Genomic DNA, 23960 nt, shown 5'->3' on the forward strand with positions numbered 1-23960 from the left:
CTTATGAAGCATATAGTTTATTGTATGGCAACAGCTTTGCTGGCATTTTCCTGTGCTGACACTAAAAAAGTAACAGGAAATAAACATGCAACAGTAGCTTTTCCTGCCTTTGATGAAGAAGCGCATAGGGGAGGCAGGGGATTGATGCCAGAGAATACTATTCCGGCCATGCTGAATGCTATTGACCTGGGTGTAACCACACTTGAAATGGATACGCATATTACCAAAGACAATAAGGTAATCTTATCTCACGATCCCTATTTCAATGAGAATTTTACCACGACACCGGAAGGAAATACATTGACTAAAGCAGAGGCAGTACAACGCCTGCTGTATACAATGACCTATGACAGCATTCAGAAATATGATGTTGGATTAAAGCCTTATGCGGCCTTTCCCAGGCAAAAGAAAATTGCTGTACACAAACCCTTGCTGGCCGATTTGCTGGATGCAACAGAAAAACATGCAGGGGAAACAGGAAAGGCCATGTTTTATAATATCGAGATCAAGTCGAAGCCGGAGAATGACGGAAAAAAACATCCTCCTGTTGAAGCATTCGTTGACCTTGTCATGCAGGTGATACTGCAGAAAGGAACTGAGGCCCGCACAGTCATCCAGTCCTTTGATCCGAGGGCTTTACAGGTAATGCATCGCAAATATCCTTCTGTTGCCACTTCCTTATTAATTGAGGATTATGATAAACGTTCAGTGGAAGAACAGTTACAGCAATTGGGCTTTACACCATTTGTCTACAGCCCGCATTTTTCATTGGTCACTCCGCAACTGGTGCAACAATGCCGTTCCAGGCAAATGAAGCTGGTACCATGGACCATCAACACCCTTGAACAAATACAACAGCTAAAGAACACGGGTGTTGATGGCATCATTACCGATTACCCCGACCTGTTTCAACAATTGAAATAATCCTATTACCCTTAATAGATGATAATGTATCGTTCTATTTCGTTATTGCTACTAATTGTTTCTTTTTCTGTTAGGATATGCGCCCAGGTGGCACCTATTGTTATTGAAACAGCAAAAACAAGTATTGTTTATAAAGTAAAGAAAAACGGGAGATTGTACCAGGCATACCTGGGAGAGAAATTGAAAGATGCCGCTGAATATGCTTCCTTAGCGGATACACGGAACGAAGCCTATATTGGTGCCGGCATGGAGGACCTGTTCACACCTGCTATACAAGTGGAACATGCAGATAAGAACCCATCCCTGGAATTACATTTTCAGTCAGTGCAGGTAAAACAACCAGATAAGAATACCACCATTACTTCCATTTTGCTGATAGATCCAAAATATGCTTTTGAAGTAAGATTAAACTTTGCTGCCTTTTACCGAGAGAATATAATAAAAACCTGGACAGAGATCAGCAACAAAGAGAAGGGTAGCGTATGGTTGCAAAATTATGCCTCCTCCCTTTTACACCTGGATGCACAGCAATACTGGTTAACGCAGTTTCATGGTGACTGGGGCATGGAAGCCAGGATGGAAGAAACCCAATTAACAGCAGGAATTAAAGAGATCGATTCCAAACTGGGAACACGGGCCAATAAGTTTCTTTCTCCTATGTTCCTGTTGGCATTAAATGCACCTGCTAAAGAAAATACCGGTGATCTACTTGCAGGCACACTAGCCTGGACAGGCAATTATAACCTGCACTTCGAGATTGACAATATAAATTCCCTGAGGATACTTAGTGGAATCAATTCCTATGCTTCTGCCTATGAACTAAAGCCAGGTGCCCTGTTTGTAACTCCTGTTTTTATATTCACGTTTTCAACACACGGTAGAGGAGAGGCTACACGTAATCTTCACCAATGGGCAAGGCATTATGGGATAATGGATGGTGATCGTCCACGTTATACATTGCTCAATAACTGGGAGGCTACGGGATTTAATTTTACACAGGATACACTGGTGAAATTGTTTGATGATGCTGCCAAACTGGGAGTAGATCTTTTCTTACTCGATGATGGCTGGTTTGGCAATAAATACCCGCGAACTGATGCCAGGGCTGGCCTGGGCGATTGGCAGGAAAACAAGCAAAAGCTGCCGGGAGGTATTGGTTACCTCGTCAAAGAAGCGGAAAGTAAAGGGGTGAAGTTTAGTATCTGGCTGGAACCTGAAATGGTGAATCCCAAAAGTGAATTATATGAACAACACCCGGAGTGGATCATCAGGCTGCCCAACAGGGATGAAAATTACCAGCGCAACCAATTAGTCCTTGATCTAAGTAATCCCCGGGTACAGGATTTCATTTTCAACATGGTAGATAATATGCTCACCTCCAATCCTCATTTGGCCTATATCAAATGGGATTGCAACCGTACTATGACCAATAGTTATTCCAACTATTTAGGCAACAGGCAGTCCCATTTGTTTATTGATTATGTCAATGGTTTATATAAAGTATTGGAGCGCCTGCATAGCAAACATCCGCACCTGCCAATGATGCTATGTTCTGGTGGCGGCGGCCGTACAGATTATGGCGCTTTAAAATACTTCACTGAATTCTGGCCAAGTGACAATACCGATGGACTGGAAAGAGTATATATCCAATGGGGGTATTCCTATTTTTTCCCAGCACTTGCAGTTGCCAATCATATCACTTCATCAGGCAAGCAATCCTTAAAGTTCAGGACTGATGTGGCCATGATGGGGAAGTTGGGATATGATATAAATATCAAAGAGCTGAAGCCTGAAGAACTTGAATTCAGCAAGGCTGCTGTACAGAATTATAAGCGTATCAGTCCTGTTATCTGGTATGGAGACCTGTACCACCTCGTCTCTCCATATGATGAGAACAGGGCAGTGCTGATGTATGTTGACAGCACACAAAACAAGGCTGTGGTTTTTAACTACAATCTCAATACACGCTTTGGCGAACAGCTTGATGAAGTAAAATTGCAGGGACTGGATGCAAATAAAAAGTATAAAATAGAAGAGATCAATTTAATGCCTGGCTCTAAACCTGTAACAATGTATCATGACAAGATATATAGCGGTGATTATTTAATGAAGGTTGGATTGCAATTTAATAAAGGAAGACCATTGGCATTAAGCAGTATTGTTTTGCAGTTAACTGCCCAATAAGTTTAAGAAAACAAACTATAGTTTTGAAAATTCTGAAATAACAACGTACCATTATAAAATTTTATAAGCAAGGCAATGTCGAAATATATCTTATCATTTGACCAGGGAACTACCAGCTCAAGGGCCATAGTATTTAACAAGCAGGGAGAAGTAGTGTCTGTTGCACAAAAAGAGTTCACCCAGTTTTTCCCTGAGCCGGGGTGGGTTGAACATGATGCGAATGAGATCTGGTATACACAGTTGGGTGTTGCAGCGGAGGCAGTGGTTAAGGCTGGTCTCTCCACACAGGATATCGCCGCCATTGGTATCACCAATCAACGGGAGACAACAGTGGTTTGGGACCGTGCCACACATCAGCCAATACATAAAGCCATCGTATGGCAGGACAGGAGAACGGCATCCTATTGCGATGAGCTGAAAAGGCAGGGTCATGCAGAAGATATACAAAAACGAACAGGCCTGATCCCGGACGCTTATTTTTCTGCCACCAAGGTCAAATGGATATTGGATAATGTTGAAGGCGCAAGAGAAAAAGCAAACAGGGGAGAACTCTGTTTTGGTACTGTTGACGCATGGTTATTATTCAAGCTTACAAATGGAAAAGTACATGCAACGGATGTCACCAATGCTTCCCGGACCATGTTGTATAATATCAATTCACTGCAGTGGGATGAAGCTATGCTGAAACTCTTTGATATTCCTGCTGCCATTCTTCCTGAGGTTCGCTCCAGCAGTGAGATCTACGGTTATACCGACCAGGTACTAACGGGTACCAATATTCCCATTAGTGGCATTGCCGGCGATCAGCAGGCAGCCTTGTTTGGCCAGATGTGCACGCAACCAGGCATGGTGAAAAACACCTATGGTACCGGTTGTTTCATGTTAATGAATACAGGTACGCAGCCCATCTTATCCAAAAACAACCTGCTTACGACCATAGCCTGGAAAATAGGTGAAACAACCACCTATGCTTTGGAAGGAGGTGTATTCATAGCCGGCGCGGTAGTGCAATGGTTACGAGATGGCCTGGGAATTATAAAAACATCCGGTGAAGTGGAAAAACTGGCTGCTTCTGTTGAAGACAATGGTGGCGTTTATTTTGTTCCTTCATTTGCCGGGCTTGGGGCTCCTTACTGGAACCAGCATGCGCGGGGAACCATGATGGGTATTACCAGGGGTACTACAGCTGCACATATTGCCCGTGCTTCTATTGAAAGTATAGCCTTTCAAACCATGGATGTACTCCAGGCAATGAATGCAGATGCATCTATTCCTATCAAACAGATAAGGGTTGATGGCGGAGCTACTGTGAATGACCTGTTAATGCAGTTTCAAAGCGATATGCTGGAGTGCTCCGTCGTTCGGCCTAAGATCACGGAGACCACTGCAGCAGGTGCGGCCTACCTGGCCGGCCTGGCCATTGGACTTTGGAAAGACCTTGCAGAAATAGAGCAGTACTGGAAAGAGGAAAGAACATTTGAGCCATCCATAGAAACTACAAAGCGTCAAAAACAAATTCTGAAATGGCACACTGCTGTTAAAGCAGCACAGGTATGGGGTGAACTTGAAAACTAATCATCAAACATTCGTATGTCTATATTTATATCTGAACTCATTGGAACTGCACTGCTCATTATTTTAGGTAATGGAGTGGTGGCTAACGTAGTACTCAACAAGACAAAGGGCAATAATGGCGGCTGGATCGTTATTACATTTGGCTGGGCCATAGCTGTATTTGTAGGTGTGTTTGTTGCTGCTAAAACTAGTGGCGCACATTTGAATCCTGCCATCACTTTAGCCTTTGCCTACCTGGGTAAGATCAATATCGATAAAATTCCTCTTTACCTGGGAGGCCAATTTGCAGGTGCAATGATTGGTGCATTCATTGTGTGGCTTACCTACCAGTTACACTTTAATGCAACGGAAGACAAGACCTTAAAGCTGGCTTGTTTTGCTACTATACCTGCCATCAGGAATACCACGCATAATTTGATCAGCGAGATCGTAGGAACTTTCATACTTGTGATCAGTGTATTGTATATGGCTTCACCAGACAATAGCCTGGGAGCCCTCGATGCATTGCCTGTAGCATTATTGGTATTGGGAATAGGATTGAGCGTGGGCGGAACTACCGGCTATGCCATCAATCCAGCAAGGGATCTCGGTCCGCGCATCATCCATGCCATTTTGCCGATGAAAAATAAAGGAACAAGTGATTGGAGCTATAGCTGGATTCCTATTGTTGGTCCCATCATAGGAGCTTTCCTGGGAGCTGTAGTTTTTCATGTGATCAGTAAGCTTTGATCCTGGGCCAATATACCAAGGGTATAAATTATTTTACCATAGTACAACTTTACGAGGCTTGTTGCAGCTGAACTCGATGCTATTTAATAGCACCAACAACTACTGTGATTGGCACCCGAAGACTATGGTTCAAGTCCACCCGTATTGGTGCGACCTTTAATGGCATCTTCCAAAGGTTTTAATGCACAAATTGATACTTCTAATATCCCATATAATGAAATGGACGGCATATCCTTTATGTGTGGATATGCTTTATGAATTAACGTAAATGTATTTTGCTTTTCATCGGACGGTAATCCAGCATGAATACCTCCTAAAAAATGTGAGAAGTAATCTATAAGGTCATATACTGTATAGGTATGTTCTTCATAAATACAAATCGGCCATTTCAGGAATTTATTTAATGATAATTCTATAGGTATTTTCCTATTAATAGGATAAAGTCGACCCCACCACTTATCTGGCATTTTATATAGTTCAGAAGAGTTGTCTCTAACTAAAAATTTAATTTTTAAACATTCTTTTTTATTAGCACGATGAATCAATGATTTATCTCCATCAATGAACAGTTGTCTTAGTAATCCACTTGCTCTGATAATATCATAAAGGGTTCCATTTTGTCTTTTCCTTAATTCGTCTATAACACATAGGAAAAGCTTTTCCCAGAATCTAACTTTTTCTTCCATAAGCAGTAAGGGTAGTAGTTAGTTGATTCTCCAATATACACATTATGTATTATGAGGAAAACCTTAAAATTTCAACAACCTCAAACGGTCGAAGCCACGTCAAGCAAGAAAAATACAAACATGCCCTGTGTGCCTATTTAACATAATATAAATTATAGGCAAATACAGATACATGAAATTATAAGGGTCGTTTATGCCGCCTTCGAATTTAAACGATTTTCGAGAACACAGCTTGGAACAAATTTGTAGTGTGTCGAAAATCGTTTAAATTCGAAGGCGGCTTGCCTATAATTAGTCGTTATGCTAAACAGGCGCACAAAAGGCCGTTATTAAAACATGATTACAAACCCAAACGTAGAGCAGCCCGACCCCAACGAACTTTTCAAACATATTAGACCTGCTGCAAAAGAGGAAACACTCGAAAGGATTGAAGATTTATTATGGGCTTTGTCTGATGCTCTACTCTCGGATGAGCAAAGAATAAAATTCAGCGAGGCTTACGCCAACCGCCAAAGTCGGCGACAATCATCTTAGATTCAGTTGATAATCGAGTATAGTCAGTTAATCTGCCCGATGTGTCTATAACCATTGGCGGTAAGCCATGCTCATCCAGCTCCACAAAATCATGTTTTAGCTCACTCCGTAGCACGGGTTTTCGTTTTGAGATAACATACGAAAACCTGCTAACCTGAATAACATAACGCTTAATTATAGGCAAAAAGCAGAATTGGAAAGTATATAGGATTAGTCCTTTAATACCGGGCTTGCAGGTCAAAAGCCATTAAATAATTGATTAAGCTTTATTGAGACTTGAGCTTCTCCAATTTGGAAGAATTGATTAGATCTTCTGAAGCAACCGGCAGGTCAATAATAAACTTCGCTCCAAAACCAATTTCACTTTCAGCTGAAATATATCCATTATGACGCTCAACGATCTTTTTGCATATTGATAAGCCAACACCGCTACCTTCAAATTCATGGTAACTATGAAGGCGCTTGAAAACGGTAAAAATATCATCTGCAAATTTTGAGTCGAATCCAATCCCATTATCCTGAATAACAATACGGCTCAATTCCTTTTCCTGTCCGTTTGACATTTTCCTGGGTTCTGAATATATATGTATAACCGGTGTCAATTGCTTTTTCCTGAACTTAAGTGAATTGCTAACGAGGTTCTGAAACAATTGCCGCATCTGGCTGGATATACCCCAAACTTGGGGCAGGTTTTCAATTTTTACCTGGGCTTCATAGCGTTCAATATCTACCTCCATGTCATTTAAAACCTCGGTGATCAGTTGTTCAAGGTTGATAGATGTAAAGTCTTCGCTATTGGAACTATTTCTTGAAAAACGCAGCAGGTCATTGATCAGCAATTGCATGCGTTCTGATGCCTTAACGATCTTGGCCAGGTTCCTATCCATTTCCTGGTCGATCACGTTGCTGTACTTAGTCTGTATCTTATCGCTGAAAACCAGGATCTTACGCAATGGCTCCTGCAGATCATGTGATGCTACATAGGCAAACCGGTCCAGTTCTTCAATGGTATTCTTTAACTGCTGGTTATTTATAACCAATTGCTGATTCAGCAGTTTTATTTTTTCCTCAGATGCCCTTCGTTCTTCAATCTCTATTTCCAGCTTTTTGTTGGCAGCTACAAGACTTTTTTCATGGCTGATCAGTTGGTGCGTCTTCTGATACAGCTCCACGAAGACGCTTACCTTATAACGGAGCAACTCAGGGTTTATGGGTTTGTAGATAAAATCCACACCACCCATTTTATAACCTTCATACATCCTTTCTTCACCCTGGTTGTGGGCGGTTATGAATATAATGGGAATATGGCGGAGCTTTTCCCGTTCGTAAATGAGTGAAGCTGTCTCAAAACCATTCATATCGGGCATTTGCACGTCCATCAGGATCAGGGTAAAATCCTGCTCAGTAAGCAGGATTTTCAGGGCAGCCCTGCCTGAAGTGGCTTTGACTACAGTATAATCTTCCTGTTCCAGGATAGTTTCTATTGACAACAGGTTATCTTCCCTGTCGTCAACAGCCAGTATCTTCACAGGCCGTTTATATTCTATTTCTTCTGATTTCTGTATTTCCATTAAGCCCCTTGTTATATGAATTGCCTGTTTTGATCATCCAAATTATACCTTATTTATAGAGCCATACCCTCATTAAGGAAAGAAGCTGGTCTATTTTAACAGGTTTGGTGATATAATCCGATGCACCTGCTTCAATACACTTCTCCCTGTCACCCTTCATTGCTTTTGCTGTTACTGCAATGATCGGAAGGTTATTATTTTTATGTTCCCTGCGGATCTTCTGGGTGGTCTCATAACCATCCATTTCCGGCATCATGATGTCCATCAACACCATATCCACTGATGGATTTTCCATTAAAATGTTAATGGCTTCCTGGCCGCTTTCTGCGGTAATGGTATTAATATTATAGCGTTCAAAAGCTGTTGTCAGAGCAAACAGGTTTCTGACGTCATCATCAACCACAAGAATGGTTTTATTTGTAAGAACATCTTCTTTAGAACGAAGATTCTCAATGATCATTTGTTTCTCCGGCAGCATGTCTTTGTGATCAATATGCATATGCAGGACAGCTTCTTCCAGCAATAGCTCCATGGAATTGAAGTCTTTTAAAAGAATCCTGTTGGCATACTGCTTCAATTGTGTCTTTTCCTTTGGAGAAAAGTCTTTCGCCGAATAGATCAAAACTGGCGTCATCTGGAAGCGCTTGATATTATTGATCTCTTTTACAAAGTCAAGACCGTTGATATCCGGAAGCATATAATCCACAATAATGCAATCATATTGATTGTTTGCTATCAGTTCAACACCCTGTTTCCCTGTATCTGCAATAGTGATATCAATCAATTCGCCATTATCCATGATCCTGGCTATTTGTGAAGAATCCATCTGGTTGTCCTCCACAATGAGCAAATGCCTTGGTTTATGCAACTGGTACTGAACTATATCTTTAAACAGGATATCCAGGTCCTCATTCTTTAAAGGTTTCAGGTTAAAGCTCCTAGCGCCCCGTTGCATTGCCAGTAAACGGTTTTCTTCACCGGATATCAGGTGAACCGGTATATGCCTGAAATTGATATCATTTTTAAAGAGGTCAAGCACTCTCCAGCCACTCGCATCAGGAAGTTTCACATCAAGGGTAACTGCAATTGGATTGTATTTATTGGTAAGTTCAAATACTTCTCCAAAGCTACCGGCTACAACTACTTTTAACTGCATTTCATGAGCCTTATCGATCATGATCTTGGCAAAACGAAGATCATCCTCCACGACAAGTACGGCTCGGTCATTACCATATATATTATTGCGGTCATCACCGGTTTCATTGATGATCTCATTCAAACCTTCCAGGTCTTTGGCTTCCACTTTAATGGTGGGCACAGACTGGAGGGACATATCTTCAGAAGTTTCTGCCAGCTTGTACTCACTTATTGTTAAACTTGATTGTTTTTCCTTTTTTATAATGGAAGGATTATAGCTGATAGGCAGGAATAAGGTAAACGTACTTCCCGAACCTGATTCACTTTCCAGTTCAATAGAACCTCCTAACAGGTCGGCAAGTCCCCGGCTAATGGATAATCCCAAACCTGTACCTCCGTATTTCCGGCTGGTAGATCCTTCTGCCTGCTGGAATGCTTCAAATATGATGTTCTGTTTATCTTTTGAAATTCCAATTCCACTGTCCTTGATCTCAAATGCAACCACGCGGCGGGCATTATCCAGGCTGGAATTCCCGGGTTTCCAGTTCTTCTTTGCATCGTAGATCCTTAATTGCACACCTCCTTTTTCGGTAAACTTAAAGGCATTAGACAATAGGTTTTTAAGGATCTGGTTAAGCCTTTGAACGTCAGTTTCCATAGCATCCGGAAGCTGGCTGTCTACTTCAATTCCAAATTTGAGGTTCTTGCTCTCGGAAACGTGCTTGAAGGTAGTTTCCACAAATGAAGTGATCTCGTTGAACCTGACATTAATAAAGTCGGTAGATATATAACCTGATTCGATCTTCGAAAGATCCAGGATATCATTGATCAACTGGATAAGGTCATCACCACAACTATGAATGGTCTTGGCATAACGTACCTGCTTTTCTGACAGGTTTCCTTCCCTGTTCTCATATAATTGTTGAGCAAGGATCAGCAACGAGTTTAACGGTGTCCGTAACTCATGCGACATATTTGCCAGGAACTCAGATTTGTATTTAGATGTTAGCTGCAGCTGTTCTGCCTTCTCTTCCAATGATTTACGTGCATCTTCCACCTCTTTGTTCTTAGCTTCCACTTCTTCTTTTTGCTTAACAAGAAGGTGAGCTTTATCCTGTAGTTCTTCGTTTGTTCTTCTTAGCTCCTCTGTCAGTGATTGCGACTGCTCCAGCAATTCTTCTGTTCTTGAGTTGGCTTCAATGGTATTCAAAACGATACCAATTGATTCCGTCAACTGTCCTAAAAAATCAAGGTGAGTTTCACTGAACTCATCAAAAGACGCCAATTCAATTACTGCTTTGATCTCCGTTTCAAATAATACGGGTAAAACAATAACACTGGCCGGCGAAGATTCTCCAAGCCCTGAACTGATCCTTATATAATCTTTTGGAACATTATTTAAAAGAATCCTTTCTTTTTGAACGGCTACCTGGCCCACAAGTCCCTGGCCTAATGAAAATTCCTTGTTTATGCTTATCTCATCATTAAATGCGTAGGCAGAGAATAGCTTTAATTTTTTGTTTTGCTCATTCTCATCCTGTTCCAAAATATAGAACATACCCTGCTGCGCATTTACCACCTGTGCCAGCTCCGAAAGGATCCTTCGTGTTACCGTATTCAGGTCTTTCTGACCCTGGAGCATCTGGGTAAATTTCGCAAGGTTTGATTTTAACCAGTCCTGTTCCTGGTTTAGTAAAGTTGTTTCCTTCAGGTTGGCGATCATCTGGTTGATGGTATCCTTCAACTCTTCTACCTCACCTTTGGCTTCTACACGAATCATCCGGGTAAGGTCACCTTTAGTTACCGCAGAAGCAACCTCGGAGATCGCACGTACCTGAGTAGTAAGGTTTTCTGCAAGCTGATTCACATTTTCCGTGAGGTTCTTCCAGATACCTGAGGCACCTGGTACCGAGGCCTGTCCACCCAGTCTTCCTTCCACTCCCACTTCACGTGCCACAGTCGTTACCTGGTCCGCAAACACGGCCAGCGTATCGATCATTTCATTGATAGTCTCCGTTAACTGGGCTACCTCGCCTCTTGATACGATAGATAATTTTTGTTTTAGGTTACCGGTTGCCACCGCAGTTACCACCTTGGCAATTCCCCGTACCTGGTTGGTAAGGTTTGAGGCCATCATGTTTACTGAGTCGGTCAGATCCTTCCATGTACCGGCCACTCCCTGTACCTCAGCCTGTCCGCCTAATTTACCTTCCGTTCCCACCTCTCTCGCCACACGGGTTACCTCGAAGGCAAAGGAGTTCAACTGGTCCACCATGGTATTGATGGTATTCTTAAGGTCAAGGATCTCACCCTTAACGTCGATCGTTACTTTTTTAGAAAGATCACCAGAAGCCACCGCTTTGGTCACCTCGGCAATGTTACGTACCTGCAGTGTCAGGTTACCAGTCATCTGGTTCACAGAGTCGGTAAGGTCTTTCCAGGTTCCTGCTACTCCCGGTACAAAGGCCTGGCCTCCCAATTTACCTTCAGAACCTACCTCCCGGGCCACCCTCGTTACCTCCGAAGCGAAGGCACGCAGCTGGTCCACCATGGTATTGAGGGTTTCTTTTAACTGCAGGATCTCACCCCGTACATCCACCGTGATCTTTTTACTCATATCCCCGTTAGCCACCGCAATCGCCACATCAGCGATATTACGTACCTGGGCTGTAAGGTTACCGGCCATACCATTTACTGAGTCAGTAAGGTCCTTCCATGTACCACCTACTCCAGGCACATTGGCCTGGCCTCCCAGTTTTCCTTCCGTTCCCACCTCTCTCGCCACACGCGTTACCTCGGAGGCAAAGGCGCGGAGCTGTTCCACCATGGTATTGATGGTATTTTTCAATTCAAGGATCTCTCCTTTTACGTCCACTTCAATTTTGCGCGACAGGTCACCGTTAGCCACAGCCGTAGTTACCTCCGCGATGTTTCGCACCTGGCCTGTCAAGTTAGAGGCCATTTTATTTACGGAATCAGTAAGGTCTTTCCAAAGTCCTTCCACACCCGGCACATCCGCCTGGCCTCCCAACATTCCTTCAGATCCTACCTCTCGCGCCACACGGGTTACCTCGGAACCAAAGGAGTTCAACTGGTCCACCATCGTGTTGATCGTATTCTTTAACTCGAGGATCTCTCCTTTTACGTCCACCGTGATCTTACGGGAAAGGTCACCTTTTGCCACGGCGGTTGTCACCTCGGCGATGTTACGCACCTGGGCCGTCAGGTTAGAGGCCATCTGGTTCACTGATTCAGTCAGATCCTTCCATGTACCACCCACACCCTGCACCTTGGCCTGTCCGCCAAGCTTTCCTTCTGTACCTACCTCCAGGGCCACACGGGTCACCTCTGAGGCAAATGAGTTCAACTGGTCCACCATCGTATTGATGGTCTTTTTCAATTCAAGGATCTCACCGGCAACGTCCACCGTGATCTTTTTGGAAAGGTCACCATTGGCCACCGCTGTTGTTACCTCGGCAATATTTCGTACCTGGGCAGTCAGGTTTGAGGCCATCTGGTTTACTGAGTCTGTCAAATCTTTCCATGTACCACCCACTCCCTGCACCTTGGCCTGTCCGCCAAGCTTTCCTTCTGTACCTACCTCCAGGGCCACACGGGTTACCTCTGAGGCAAAGGAGTTCAACTGGTCCACCATCCTGTTGATCACATCCTTGATCTGTAAGATCTCGCCTTTTACATCCACTGTGATTTTTTGTGTAAGGTCACCATTCGCAATGGCAGTTGCCACCTTGGATACGTCACGAAGCTGCACCGTAAGATTACCAGCCAGCTGGTTCACGTTATCCGTCAGGTCTTTCCATACACCACCTACTCCTTTTACTGTTGCCTGGCCTCCCAGCTTTCCTTCAGATCCTACTTCGCGTGCCACACGGGTCACCTCGGCAGAGAATGAATTCAGCTGATCCACCATCGTATTGATCGTATTCTTTAACTCGAGGATCTCTCCTTTTACGTCCACTGTAATTTTACGGGAAAGGTCACCCCTTGCCACCGCCGTCGTCACCTCGGCGATGTTACGTACCTGGCCTGTCAGGTTAGAGGCCATCTGGTTCACCGAGTCAGTCAGATCCTTCCAGGTACCTGCTACTCCTGGTACTTCGGCCTGGCCTCCCAGTTTTCCGTCAGTACCTACTTCCCGGGCCACCCTTGTCACCTCTGAAGAGAATGAGTTCAGCTGGTCCACCATCGTATTGATGGTATTCTTTAACTCGAGGATCTCTCCCTGCACATCCACCGTGATCTTTTTACTTAAGTCACCTTTCGCCACAGCTGTTGTTACCTCGGCAATGTTTCGCACCTGGGCTGTCAGGTTACCTGCCATCTGGTTCACTGAGTCTGTCAGATCCTTCCACACACCTGCTACACCTTTAACCTTTGCCTGGCCTCCCAGTTTACCTTCAGATCCTACCTCCCTGGCCACACGCGTCACCTCCATCGAGAACAGGTTCAATTGCTTCACCATGTCGTTCACTTCAGAGGCGATACGGGCAAACTCACCCTGCAAAAGGTGATCGCCGATCTTCAATGGCATTTCCTGTGAAAGATTTCCTTTTGCAACCGAAGAAATTACGTGAGCTATCTCAATGGTTGGATGCACAAGGTCAGAGATCAAACTATTGATTGAATCAACAGCTGTACTCCATGAACCACCCGCAAGCCTGGGCAATTCCACCCTGTGGTTTAGTTTTCCCTGCTTGCCTATAATTTTACGTGCCTGGTTTAATTCCTGAACCAGTATCTCATTTAAAGCAATTATATCATTTAGTGTATCATAAATCTTCCCGGTAACACCTACCTGGTCATTTGAAACCCTGATAGCAAAATTTCCATTCTTTACCTGGGATAGTACAGCCAGCAATTGCCGCTGATCTATCAAACCATCAAATTCAGAAGTGATGATTTTGGGGACTTTGGCTGCCTGGGAGCCATTTGAAGTTTTTGTTTTTGATTTTACCTCTTCTAATATAACGTGATCAGATGCAGGTGCTGCACCATTCGCTTTCGTTTTTCTGGTACCCATAGTTAAGTGGTGAAATTATGTTTCAAACCTAATAAAAAAATAGTATACTATTTGATTCGTTTTAAATAATTACCTGTTCATTAAGAGATGATAATGCATTATAAATTAAGGTATAATGTAAAACCCTTATTTATTTTGCAAGATTGATTTTGGCTTGGTCATTTGCCTATGTAACAGAAAAGGATAGAAAGCCTATTCTATACGTATTTATACATTCTAATAACCTCAATTATTTATTCGAATGACCTCTAACAATTTTCAGTGTTCCCCATTTATATTATTTAAATTAGCCACAAAATTTTAAGATGGGATTTAAAATATTGATTGGCATTATCATATTCCTGGTTTTAATTCAATTTATACAACCCTCTCATAACAATGGAACTGCGGAGGCTGCTACAGATATAACACATACAATTCCTGTGCCCGACACCGTCATGACTCTTTTAAAGGTATCCTGCTACGATTGTCATTCCAATCATACCGAATACCCCTGGTATAGCAAGATCACGCCGGTGAACTGGTGGCTGAACAACCATATAAATGAAGGGAAAAGAGAACTAAATTTTAGCACATTCTCTACCGGAAGTTATAAAAGAAAAGACAAGAAAATGAAAGAAATCAGTGAACAGTTAGATAAGCACGAAATGCCTTTAGATTCTTACCTGTGGATACATACAAATGCAAAGCTGAATGATGCACAGCGTAAAATGATCATTGACTGGACTAAAACATCCCGCGAGAAAATAATGCAGGATTCCCTTGCTAACAAGAGGATGTAAGCATGGAAAACATTACATAATCTTTAAAACCCTGTATTTAATAGAGCAGCCGCACTTTAATAGTATTTGGAACTTCCTTCAATAACTGTGTTGCTTTTCTTGATAATTGCTTATCAACATCTACTACCACGTAGCCAATAGCATCATTTGTCTTGAGGTATTGTCCAACGATATTGATCTTATTCCTCGAAAGTGCACTGTTGATCTCCGATAGTACACCTGGAACATTTCTATGGATATGAAGTATGCGGTGACTGCCTTCCTGTGGAGGCAATGATAACGCAGGAACAGTATGAGACCCCAGTGAAACACCTTTTTCCAGGTAATTCAACAATTTATTGCTAACATCCTCACCAATATTTTGCTGCGCTTCCTCGGTAGACCCTCCAATATGTGGTGTTAACAATACGTTGGGTAAATTTTGAATAGGGGATTCAAAATGATCTCCATTTTTCTCAGGCTCTACAGGAAAAACATCTATGGCTGCACCAGCTATCTGACCACTTTCAATGAATTTGCGCAGGTCATTCAATTCAATCACTTCTCCCCTTGCATAGTTCAATATAATGGAACCTTTTTTACAGTATTTAAGATTACTCTTATTCAGGAGATTTTTAGTTTGGGCTGTCTCAGGTACATGTAGGGTTACAATATCAGCCTTGCTCAATACTTCTTTTAAGCTCCGCATATCTTCTGCATTACCCAATGGCATTTTGGTTTCAATATCATAAAAGATAACACGCATACCCAACGACTCTGCCAATACACTTACCTGGGTTCCTATATTTCCATATCCAATGATTCCCAGGGTCTTTCCCCTGAGTTCATAACTACCGCTGGACTCCTTCATCCAGGTGCCTTTATGAGCAGCTATATTCTTATCTGGAATTCTTCTTATCAGCATAATGGACGCTCCTATCACTAACTCAGCAACAGACCGGGTATTGGAATAGGGAGCATTGAATACAGCTATCCCATTTTCAGTAGCCACATCCAGGTTCACCTGGTTCACTCCAATACAAAAGCAGCCTATAGCCTGCAATTTCTCTGCGGCATCCAACACAGCTTTAGTAACCTGGGTTTTAGAACGGATACCTAATAAGTGAACATTTTTAATAGCCTGGATCAATTCCGCCTCTGGTAAAGCTTTGGTAAGTTTTTCAACATGTGAATAACCTTGCCTGGCGAAGTTTTTTACGGCTACGTCACTTACATTCTCCAGTAATAAAATTTTAATCTTTTCTTTGGGGTAACTTGTTTGCGCGGCATCCATCTTGCAAATATGAGGAATAATAAAAAAACCAGCCTGCAAGAATTAACAAATTGGATTTGTTTTTGTAGACTTAAATAATAATTTTATCAGGTATCCTGTTCATCAAAATAATTATCTTTTGAAAAACTTTCTTCTTACCGGAGCGATAATTACCCTTTTATGGGGTTGCCAATCTTCATCACAAAGCAGCCAGCCAGTTGCTATACAGGAACCTGCACCTACTCCTGCACCATTATTTCCCGCTTTAACTGTGCAGGAAAAACAACATTATCATGATGCAGTTGAAGATATGCTCAGGCATACACTTTACAGGAGTTCATTCAATGGCGGTATCATAGTAGCTAAGAATGGAGAGATCGTTTATGAAAATTATGTGGGCTTCCATGACCTCAGGCAGAAAGATTCACTGAATGCAGATATCCCATTTCAGATCGCTTCTACCAGCAAAACCATGACATCTGCAGCGGTATTAAAACTGGTACAGGAAGGAAAGCTTAGCTTAAATGACTCAGTAAATAAATTCTTTCCACAATTCCCCTACCAGGGCATCACGGTAAAAATGCTTTTGAACCACAGAAGTGGTTTACCTAATTACCTGAATTATATGGAAGCTGGCAAATGGCCCCGCACGCAACAAGCCAGTAATAATGAAGTATTAGCTACATTGATCAACTGGCATCCCCCACACGCCTACCAGCCTGACCGTCATTTCAATTATTGCAATACCAATTACGTATTGCTCGCACTCATCGTAGAAAAGGCAAGCGGGCTATCCTTCCCTGAATACATGAAAAAGAACTTCTTCGTTCCATTAGGCATGACCAATACATTTGTTCATACCATGAACGACTCTACTATCACCCAATCATACCAGCGTAATGGCGCACCATGGACGCTTGATTTTTCTGATGGCCCTTATGGTGATAAAAATGTTTTTTCAACACCAAGGGATCTCCTGAAATGGGACCAGTCTTTATATGCTCAATCAATCATCAAGCAACCATTACTTGACTCAGCATATACTCCTTACAGCAATGAAAAACCAGGCATTCATAATTATGGCCTGGGCTGGAGGATGCTTTTATTGCCTAATAAAAAGAAGGTGATCTATCACAATGGTCATTGGCATGGATTCAATTCAGCTTTTGCCCGCCTACCTGAAGAAAATGCTACTATTATCATTTTGTCAAACAAGTACAATACGAATGTGTACACCACAGCCAAAAAATTGTATAACTTGTTTGGGAATTATGATGGCAAGCAGGATGACGGTGAGGAATAGATGATCCAAAGTTTACAAGACCATGCAGATCTTATCAAGGGAGCAAATACAGGCATGGGATCAATATACCATTTACAATGAACCTATACGCTCGGTTGATCTAATGGAACGGGCTGCTACCTGTTGCTTTGATTGGATCAGGGCACAACACTGGCGTGGACATTCCTTTAAAATATTTTGTGGCAAGGGTAACAATGGTGGCGACGGATTAGCCATTGCAAGAATGTTACTACAAGCAGGCTTCAGTACCATTATTTATATACTTGAAAATGGCAGGCCTGGCAGCCCCGATTTCCAGGAGAACCTTCAACGCCTTCATGAGATCACTACTGATATACATTTTATACAATCGGAAAATATTGTTATTTCCATCACGGAGACTGACATTATCATTGATGCACTCTTCGGATCCGGATTGAATAAGCCTCTGTCTGGTATCGCAGCATTGCTTGTTGAACATATTAATTCAGCCCATGCAATCGTAGTTTCCATAGATGTCCCTTCAGGTCTTTTTTTAGATAAATCATCCAAAGGGCATCCTATCATAGTGGCAGATCATACGCTTACTTTCCAGGTGTATAAATTATGCCTGCTGGTCCAGGAGAATGCACCATATATAGGAAGAATTCACATTCTGGATATTCAATTGCACCCCGGCTTTTTAAAGGATAACATATTCCATAAGGAATTGACAGAACCTGCTTTGATAAGATCCATATTCAAACCAAGAAATGAATTCTCACACAAGGGAAATTTTGGCCATGCACTTCTTATAACTGGGAGTTATGGTAAGATAGGAGCTGCTGTTTTAGCCACCAGGGCCTGTATGCGTTCGGGGGCAGGACTTACCACTGTTTTTGTACCCAGGTGTGGTTATTCCATTTTACAAAGCGTTGCACCTGAAGCCATGGTGATGACAGATGAAAACGATGAACATTTATCTTCCCTGCCCGGTGACCTGGATAAATATGCTGCCATTGGAATTGGCCCTGGGATAGGCACTGAGGAAGCTACGCAAAAGATGGTTTCTTTTATTGCCAGGCGTTATACAATGCCACTTGTTATAGATGCCGATGCTTTAAATATCTTATCACTACACAAAGAATTATTGACCCATATCCCTGCTGACAGTATCCTTACCCCACACCCTAAGGAATTTGACAGGCTGTTTGGAGATCATACCAATGATTTCGACAGGTTATCAACTGCTACTGCAAAAGCTGCTGAATTGAAATGCATCATTGTATTAAAGGGACATCATACAATCATTGCCACGCCCGGCAGACAAATATTTTTCAACAACACAGGCAACGCAGGCATGGCCAAAGGAGGAAGTGGAGATGTTTTGACCGGGATACTTACAGCACTTAGAGCACAGGGATATGAATCGGAAAAGGCTGCCATACTTGGTGTCTATATCCATGGGCTGGCAGGTGACCTTGCAGCATCAAAACTTTCTATGGAAAGCATGCTTGCATCAGATATTATTGAAGCTATTTCACTTGCTTTTCCACAAATCTATTAAGGTCATGATTACTGAAACTAATAGTATTATTTTTACCCCATGGGGCAATATTCAATTGGAGATGTTTTAAAGCAATACCTGGCTCAAAGTCGCATCAAGGGCGATATACAGGCTTTACAGATTGACCAGGTCTGGGAAAATGTCATGGGAAAAACAATAGCCCGCTACACAGAAAGTTTAAAGGTGATCAATAAAACACTTTTTATTACTACCAATGTAGCACCGCTGAAGCAGGAACTTAATTTTCAGAAAGAAAAAATAAAGCTTCGCGTTAACGAAGCTTTAGGTGAGAAAGTGATTGAGAATATTGTCATTCAATAATTCCAAGGATACCCCTGGCGAATAGCTCCTTCCTCCTCAAATATCGACTTACGTTTACTTAACGCCTCCTGTATCAGGTCGTAAGAAGAAAGCACTCCTTTGAATAAAAAGTTATCATAGATAGCAAGGTGCCGTGCGTTAAAACGTTCCATTAATTGCATACAGTGTTCCAGTGAATCCTGCGAAGTGGCAACCGGCAGTGTACGGGTCATGAATTCTTTTACCCTTATACTTTTCAATGGCCGATCATCAAACAGTACCTTACTTGCAATGTCATGATCGGTCAGCACCCCCATGAATTTATCATTTTCCAACACGATCAAATGGTCTACGTTTTCACACGCCATTTGATACAATGCATCGCTAACAAAACAGTCAGGGGAAACAGTGTTGAATTGGGGATACTTGCGGTCCAATACCTCAGCAACTTTTTCCATAGAAATAGTTTTTAAAAGGATGATAAAATGGGTGGTAATCTATTGCTGGTTCGTATTAAAGTTAAGCTTTTACACCCGTGAAACTGCCAAACCCTTCAACAAAATTTGTACCTATTTAACTCGTACCCTGGGGTCAATTATACCGTAGAGAATATCTGCGAGGATATTGATGAGTATGAAGAAAGTAGCCGAGATAAGTACTGATCCCATAACTACGGGAAAGTCCAGCTTTTCCAGGGCATCAACGGTAACTTTACCTATCCCCTTCCATCCGAAGATGTATTCAATAAAAAAAGCTCCTGCCAACAGCTCAGCAAACCATCCGGTAATGGCTGTGATTACCGGGTTAAGTGCATTACGCAATGCATGTTTCCAAATAACCTGGCTCTTACTAAGCCCTTTTGCGTAAGCTGTCCTGATATAATCCTGGTCAAGCACATCCAGCATGGCGCTCCTGGTCAATTGAGTTATAATGGAAAGTGGACGAATTCCTAAAGTCACTGCTGGCAATACAAGATTTTGAAGCGTGAGTCTTTTTACTCCCTTTTCGTCAATATCAAACCAGCTCCCTGTAATATGTAGCCCGGTCCAGTCTGTCCAGACAAAACCAAAAAGATAGGCGATGATGATGCCCATAAAAAAAGAAGGGGCGGAAATACCTATGATACTGGAAAATACAGCACCAGTATCCATCCATGTATTTTGTTTAACTGCTGCCAGCATGCCAAGTGGGATACCAATAAGCACAGCAATGGTCATGGCGGCAATGGCCAAAAGCAAGGTGCCTGGAAGGGCCTCCAACAAGATGGCGCTGACAGATTTCTTTGTCTGGTAAGATTTTCTGAGATAAGGAAGCTTAAAGGCAAATTTTGTATCCCCTCCAATAAATAGTCCTTTTAGTTCCTTTTTTTGTATCTCTTCTTTAGAATGAAATGCTACAGGCGAGACATCATTCAGGTAATACAGGAATTGTTTCCATTTGGGCTGGTCCAGGTAAAGCTCCTTACGAATATTTGCCTGTGTGGCAGCATCACCCGTCTGACCCATTACCAGTCGTGCAGGATCTCCAAATCCCTGGAATAAAACAAACACCAGCACCACTACCCCTACCAGTACCAGCAGGCCATAAACTATCTTTCGGAAAATAAAAGGTAACACGGTTTCTCTTTTGTTAGGGTTGAAGAAAAGACAGGTCGTTACCAGCCTTCCCTAATTGTTGTGAACTGTATTTATTCCAGATTGACCCATTTTTTAGTATATATACGGCAGGTTCGGTTCTTGCCGCAATGCGCACTACTGTAAAATCGCAATTAAAGAATTGTAAACCAGTTGTGTCTTTGAATAATTTCGAAGCATCCGGGGCTGATGGAGATAGAATGCAAAGTGGAATTCCTTTTTTATTGGCAGCCATAATCAGCGATTCAAGGTCTTTGTTGATCCATTTACCTGAATGTACATCCTGGAAAAACAATAACACAGCTAATTGCTGTGATAAGATGGCAGTGGTTGAATCCTGGCCGCTGACGCCTGTCAGGGAAAATCCTTTCAATGCAGGTTCAGCATTTCCTTTGCGAACCAATTGATCCTTCCTGTCAATGAATTTGTAGGTATTAAAGTCCGCAGGTAAATTCTCAGGCGCAAATTCAAATTGTTTTCCACCTTTTTCATATATAAAACGAATGGCAAAGCTATCAGGAACTGAACCCGGAGGTGGTTTCATTTGCAGAGCGATGTTGTTTCCCTTTTTTAATGAAAGGCAATCTACCAGGGGCAGGTAATTTAACACATACCATTGTAACAGTAATGTAAGTCCTAAAGATGCCGCAACAATAAATCCGCGTGTTGCACTGGTAAATACGGGTGTGATGTATTTTTTACCAAGGAGCAATGCAATGATAAATACAAGTAGAAAAAGGTCCTTGGTAAAAGATGTTAATGGCGTAATAGGCAAGCAATCACCAAAGCATCCGCAGTTGGTAAACTTGCCCGATAAATAAGCATAGCCCGTTAAGAAAGTAAAGAATACAATAAGTGTTAATAACAGCCAGAGAATAAAATTCTTTTTCCATCCCAAAAGCAGGGCCACACCCGCAATGATCTCAAGCGTGATCATAAATATGGAAAGTGAAAGGGATTGCTGGTGAAGAAAATCAAAAAAACCGATCAACCCACCTTTCAGAAAAAAATGACCTGTTGTCAATTCACTGCTCCATAGTTCAAAGAACTCCTGCATCTTGTAACTCAGTCCCAATGGATCATTGGCTTTCACCAATCCTGAGATAATAAATAAGATGCCTACAGCCGCCTGGATGATACGAATAAGAATTCGCATTACTGTTGTTTTGATTCTTCCATTAATATTAATGCAAAAACAGCATAATTGATCATATCATAATAATTGGCATCCAGGCCTTCGCTGATAAGGGTTTTACCTTTGTTTGAAATGATCTGCCGCATACGCTGCAGTTTCATCAATATCAGGTCAACAAAACTTTCCTGTGTCATATTTCTCCAGGCCTCTCCATAATCGTGGTTCTTACTTTGCATCAGCATCCTTGCGGCTGTAAAATACCTGTCGTATAAGGTTTCGACCGCATCTACTTCCAGTTCTTCGGGATCGTTTTCGGACAGTTCCATCTGGATCAGGCCTATAATGGAATAGTTAATAATACCAATGAATTCAGATGCAATATCATCCCCGGTGTTTCCAACCTTCTGTTCTCCCTTTTCCTGGATGGTCCTGATGCGCTGTGCTTTGATATAGATCTGGTCAACGATGGAAATATTTCTTAGTACTCTCCAGGCAGTACCATAATCTTTTGTTTTATGGATAAATATATCCTGGCATTTATGTTCAATTGCTTCGTATTGCTGGTTGGTATCGGACATGAAATGATTTATTATCTACATTAGCTTCAAAAGTAATAAACGGCGCTTAATGTTTACACTTAATTGTAAAGGACGATTGATGGTTATTGATAAGCCTATTGTAATGGGCATCATTAATACAACACCTGATTCCTTTTATCCGGGGAGTCGCTCAGCTAATGAAAAAGAGGTATTGATGCGGGCTGAAAAAATGTTGCAGGATGGTGCGACCATACTTGACATCGGTGGGCAAAGTACAAGGCCGGGAAGTGAACAGGTAGGCGCAGAAGAAGAATTGAGAAGAGTATTGCCTGCCATAGAATCTATTGCCAAAAGATTTCCGGAAGCATTTATTTCTATAGACAGCTTTTACTCAAAAGTAGTTAAGGAATCCATTCATGCAGGCGCGCATATAATTAACGACGTAAGTGCCGGCGCGATTGACGAAGACTTATTGCCAACCGTTGCTGCTTTAAAAGCGCCCTATGTATTGATGCACATGAAGGGGCATCCACAAACCATGCAACTGAACCCCAGTTATGAAAATGTAGTAACAGAGGTTTTCGACTCACTCAATTTCAAAATGGCTGAACTCATAAAAAGCGGCATCAATGATATTATAATCGACCCGGGCTTTGGATTTGGAAAAACAGCTACCCATAATTTCACCTTGCTTAAAGAATTGCAGTATTTCCGGCAGCTAAATAAACCATTAATGGTGGGCTTGTCGCGCAAAGCAACAGTCTATAAAACATTAGGTATAAAAGCGGAGGAAGCGCTGAATGGCACTACTGTATTACATACAATGGCATTATTGAACGGAACCAATATTTTAAGGGTGCATGATGTGAAAGAAGCAATGGAAGCTATTAAACTGGTGCAGAAATATTCAGAGGCCTGAGTGAAATATAAACACAAAAAAAAGAGCAGTGTACGCACTGCCCTTCCGCCTCAATAACGCAAGTATAGAATTCAAATTATGGTATTGTTTCCAACAGGTCTACAGATGGTAGCTCAGAAAAGTACGGGCGGGTACGACGTTAAAACAGGTTACTGGATTAAATGGAAATTTGGACTAAAAACGGGACATT

Annotated in this window: 17 protein-coding genes; 9 read left to right on the plus strand and 8 right to left on the minus strand. The window is 42.1% G+C overall.

Going from position 1 to position 23960, the window contains the following annotated elements; genetic code table 11:
* Window positions 1-3: 3 nt before the first annotated feature.
* The 4 genes from BUA53_RS05925 to BUA53_RS05940 all read left to right on the plus strand — a co-directional run bounded on the left by BUA53_RS05925 (window position 4) and on the right by BUA53_RS05940 (window position 5412).
* Complete coding sequence (locus tag BUA53_RS05925) at window positions 4-924, plus strand: glycerophosphodiester phosphodiesterase family protein (RefSeq protein WP_072834430.1); 921 nt, start codon at window positions 4-6, stop codon at window positions 922-924.
* A 24-nt stretch (window positions 925-948) separates the two neighbouring features.
* Window positions 949-3108, plus strand: a complete 2160-nt coding sequence (locus tag BUA53_RS05930) for an alpha-galactosidase (RefSeq protein ID WP_072834432.1) — start codon at window positions 949-951, stop codon at window positions 3106-3108.
* A 75-nt stretch (window positions 3109-3183) separates the two neighbouring features.
* Window positions 3184-4683: a glycerol kinase GlpK gene (gene glpK, locus BUA53_RS05935; RefSeq protein ID WP_072834433.1), complete on the plus strand. Its 1500-nt coding sequence runs from the start codon at window positions 3184-3186 to the stop codon at window positions 4681-4683.
* A gap of 15 nt (window positions 4684-4698) precedes the next feature.
* Window positions 4699-5412, plus strand: a complete 714-nt coding sequence (locus BUA53_RS05940) for an MIP/aquaporin family protein (RefSeq protein ID WP_072834435.1) — start codon at window positions 4699-4701, stop codon at window positions 5410-5412.
* Between the two features lie 122 nt (window positions 5413-5534).
* Here the strand turns inward: BUA53_RS05940 and BUA53_RS05945 are convergent, their stop codons facing one another.
* The 3 genes from BUA53_RS05945 to BUA53_RS05960 all read right to left on the minus strand — a co-directional run bounded on the left by BUA53_RS05945 (window position 5535) and on the right by BUA53_RS05960 (window position 14381).
* Window positions 5535-6098 carry a hypothetical protein gene (locus BUA53_RS05945; RefSeq protein WP_072834437.1) on the minus strand — a complete coding sequence of 188 codons (564 nt, stop codon included), beginning with the start codon at window positions 6096-6098 and terminating at the stop codon, window positions 5535-5537.
* A gap of 800 nt (window positions 6099-6898) precedes the next feature.
* Window positions 6899-8203, minus strand: coding sequence for a sensor histidine kinase (locus BUA53_RS05955; RefSeq protein WP_072834441.1), 1305 nt, complete (start codon window positions 8201-8203; stop codon window positions 6899-6901).
* A 49-nt stretch (window positions 8204-8252) separates the two neighbouring features.
* On the minus strand, window positions 8253-14381 hold the full coding sequence (locus tag BUA53_RS05960) for a HAMP domain-containing protein (protein ID WP_084079858.1): 6129 nt from the start codon (window positions 14379-14381) through the stop codon (window positions 8253-8255).
* 305 nt (window positions 14382-14686) lie between these two features.
* Here BUA53_RS05960 and BUA53_RS05965 point away from each other — a divergent pair, with 305 nt between their 5' ends.
* A complete protein-coding gene (locus BUA53_RS05965; RefSeq protein WP_072834443.1) occupies window positions 14687-15163 on the plus strand; it encodes a heme-binding domain-containing protein in 477 nt (158 codons plus the stop codon).
* 37 nt (window positions 15164-15200) lie between these two features.
* Here BUA53_RS05965 and serA read toward each other — a convergent pair whose 3' ends face one another.
* Window positions 15201-16436: a phosphoglycerate dehydrogenase gene (gene serA / locus BUA53_RS05970; protein ID WP_072834679.1), complete on the minus strand. Its 1236-nt coding sequence runs from the start codon at window positions 16434-16436 to the stop codon at window positions 15201-15203.
* Between the two features lie 118 nt (window positions 16437-16554).
* Here serA and BUA53_RS05975 point away from each other — a divergent pair, with 118 nt between their 5' ends.
* The 3 genes from BUA53_RS05975 to BUA53_RS05985 are packed head-to-tail and all read left to right on the plus strand — an operon-like array spanning window position 16555 to window position 19564.
* A complete protein-coding gene (locus tag BUA53_RS05975) occupies window positions 16555-17718 on the plus strand; it encodes a serine hydrolase domain-containing protein (protein WP_072834446.1) in 1164 nt (387 codons plus the stop codon).
* Window positions 17719-17740: 22 nt separating this feature from the next.
* Entirely contained in the window at window positions 17741-19243 is a 1503-nt protein-coding gene (locus BUA53_RS05980; RefSeq protein ID WP_072834448.1) for a bifunctional ADP-dependent NAD(P)H-hydrate dehydratase/NAD(P)H-hydrate epimerase, read from the plus strand.
* A 39-nt stretch (window positions 19244-19282) separates the two neighbouring features.
* Window positions 19283-19564 (plus strand): DciA family protein, encoded by a 282-nt coding sequence (locus BUA53_RS05985; RefSeq protein ID WP_072834450.1) that lies wholly within the window; start codon window positions 19283-19285, stop codon window positions 19562-19564.
* On the opposite strand, the gene BUA53_RS05990 is transcribed toward BUA53_RS05985, so the two are convergent.
* The 4 genes from BUA53_RS05990 to BUA53_RS06005 form a co-directional block, all read right to left on the minus strand.
* On the minus strand, window positions 19558-20001 hold the full coding sequence (locus BUA53_RS05990) for a CBS domain-containing protein (protein WP_072834451.1): 444 nt from the start codon (window positions 19999-20001) through the stop codon (window positions 19558-19560). The two genes, BUA53_RS05985 and BUA53_RS05990, sit on opposite strands and share 7 nt — an antisense overlap.
* Window positions 20002-20112: 111 nt before the next feature.
* A complete protein-coding gene (locus BUA53_RS05995) occupies window positions 20113-21159 on the minus strand; it encodes an ABC transporter permease (RefSeq protein WP_072834452.1) in 1047 nt (348 codons plus the stop codon).
* 13 nt (window positions 21160-21172) lie between these two features.
* The gene (locus BUA53_RS06000) at window positions 21173-22333 is read right to left on the minus strand and encodes a BT_3928 family protein (protein WP_072834453.1); all 1161 of its coding nucleotides are present in this window, start codon (window positions 22331-22333) and stop codon (window positions 21173-21175) included.
* Window positions 22333-22890, minus strand: coding sequence for a DUF1599 domain-containing protein (locus BUA53_RS06005; protein ID WP_072834454.1), 558 nt, complete (start codon window positions 22888-22890; stop codon window positions 22333-22335). The genes BUA53_RS06000 and BUA53_RS06005 overlap by 1 nt, the downstream gene beginning before the upstream one ends.
* A gap of 49 nt (window positions 22891-22939) precedes the next feature.
* Here BUA53_RS06005 and folP point away from each other — a divergent pair, with 49 nt between their 5' ends.
* Window positions 22940-23770 carry a dihydropteroate synthase gene (gene folP, locus BUA53_RS06010; RefSeq protein ID WP_072834455.1) on the plus strand — a complete coding sequence of 277 codons (831 nt, stop codon included), beginning with the start codon at window positions 22940-22942 and terminating at the stop codon, window positions 23768-23770.
* Window positions 23771-23960: the final 190 nt, after the last annotated feature.

The sequence above is a fragment of the Flavisolibacter ginsengisoli DSM 18119 genome (assembly GCF_900129295.1).
In the GTDB taxonomy this organism is placed as follows: Bacteria; Bacteroidota; Bacteroidia; order Chitinophagales; family Chitinophagaceae; genus Flavisolibacter; species Flavisolibacter ginsengisoli.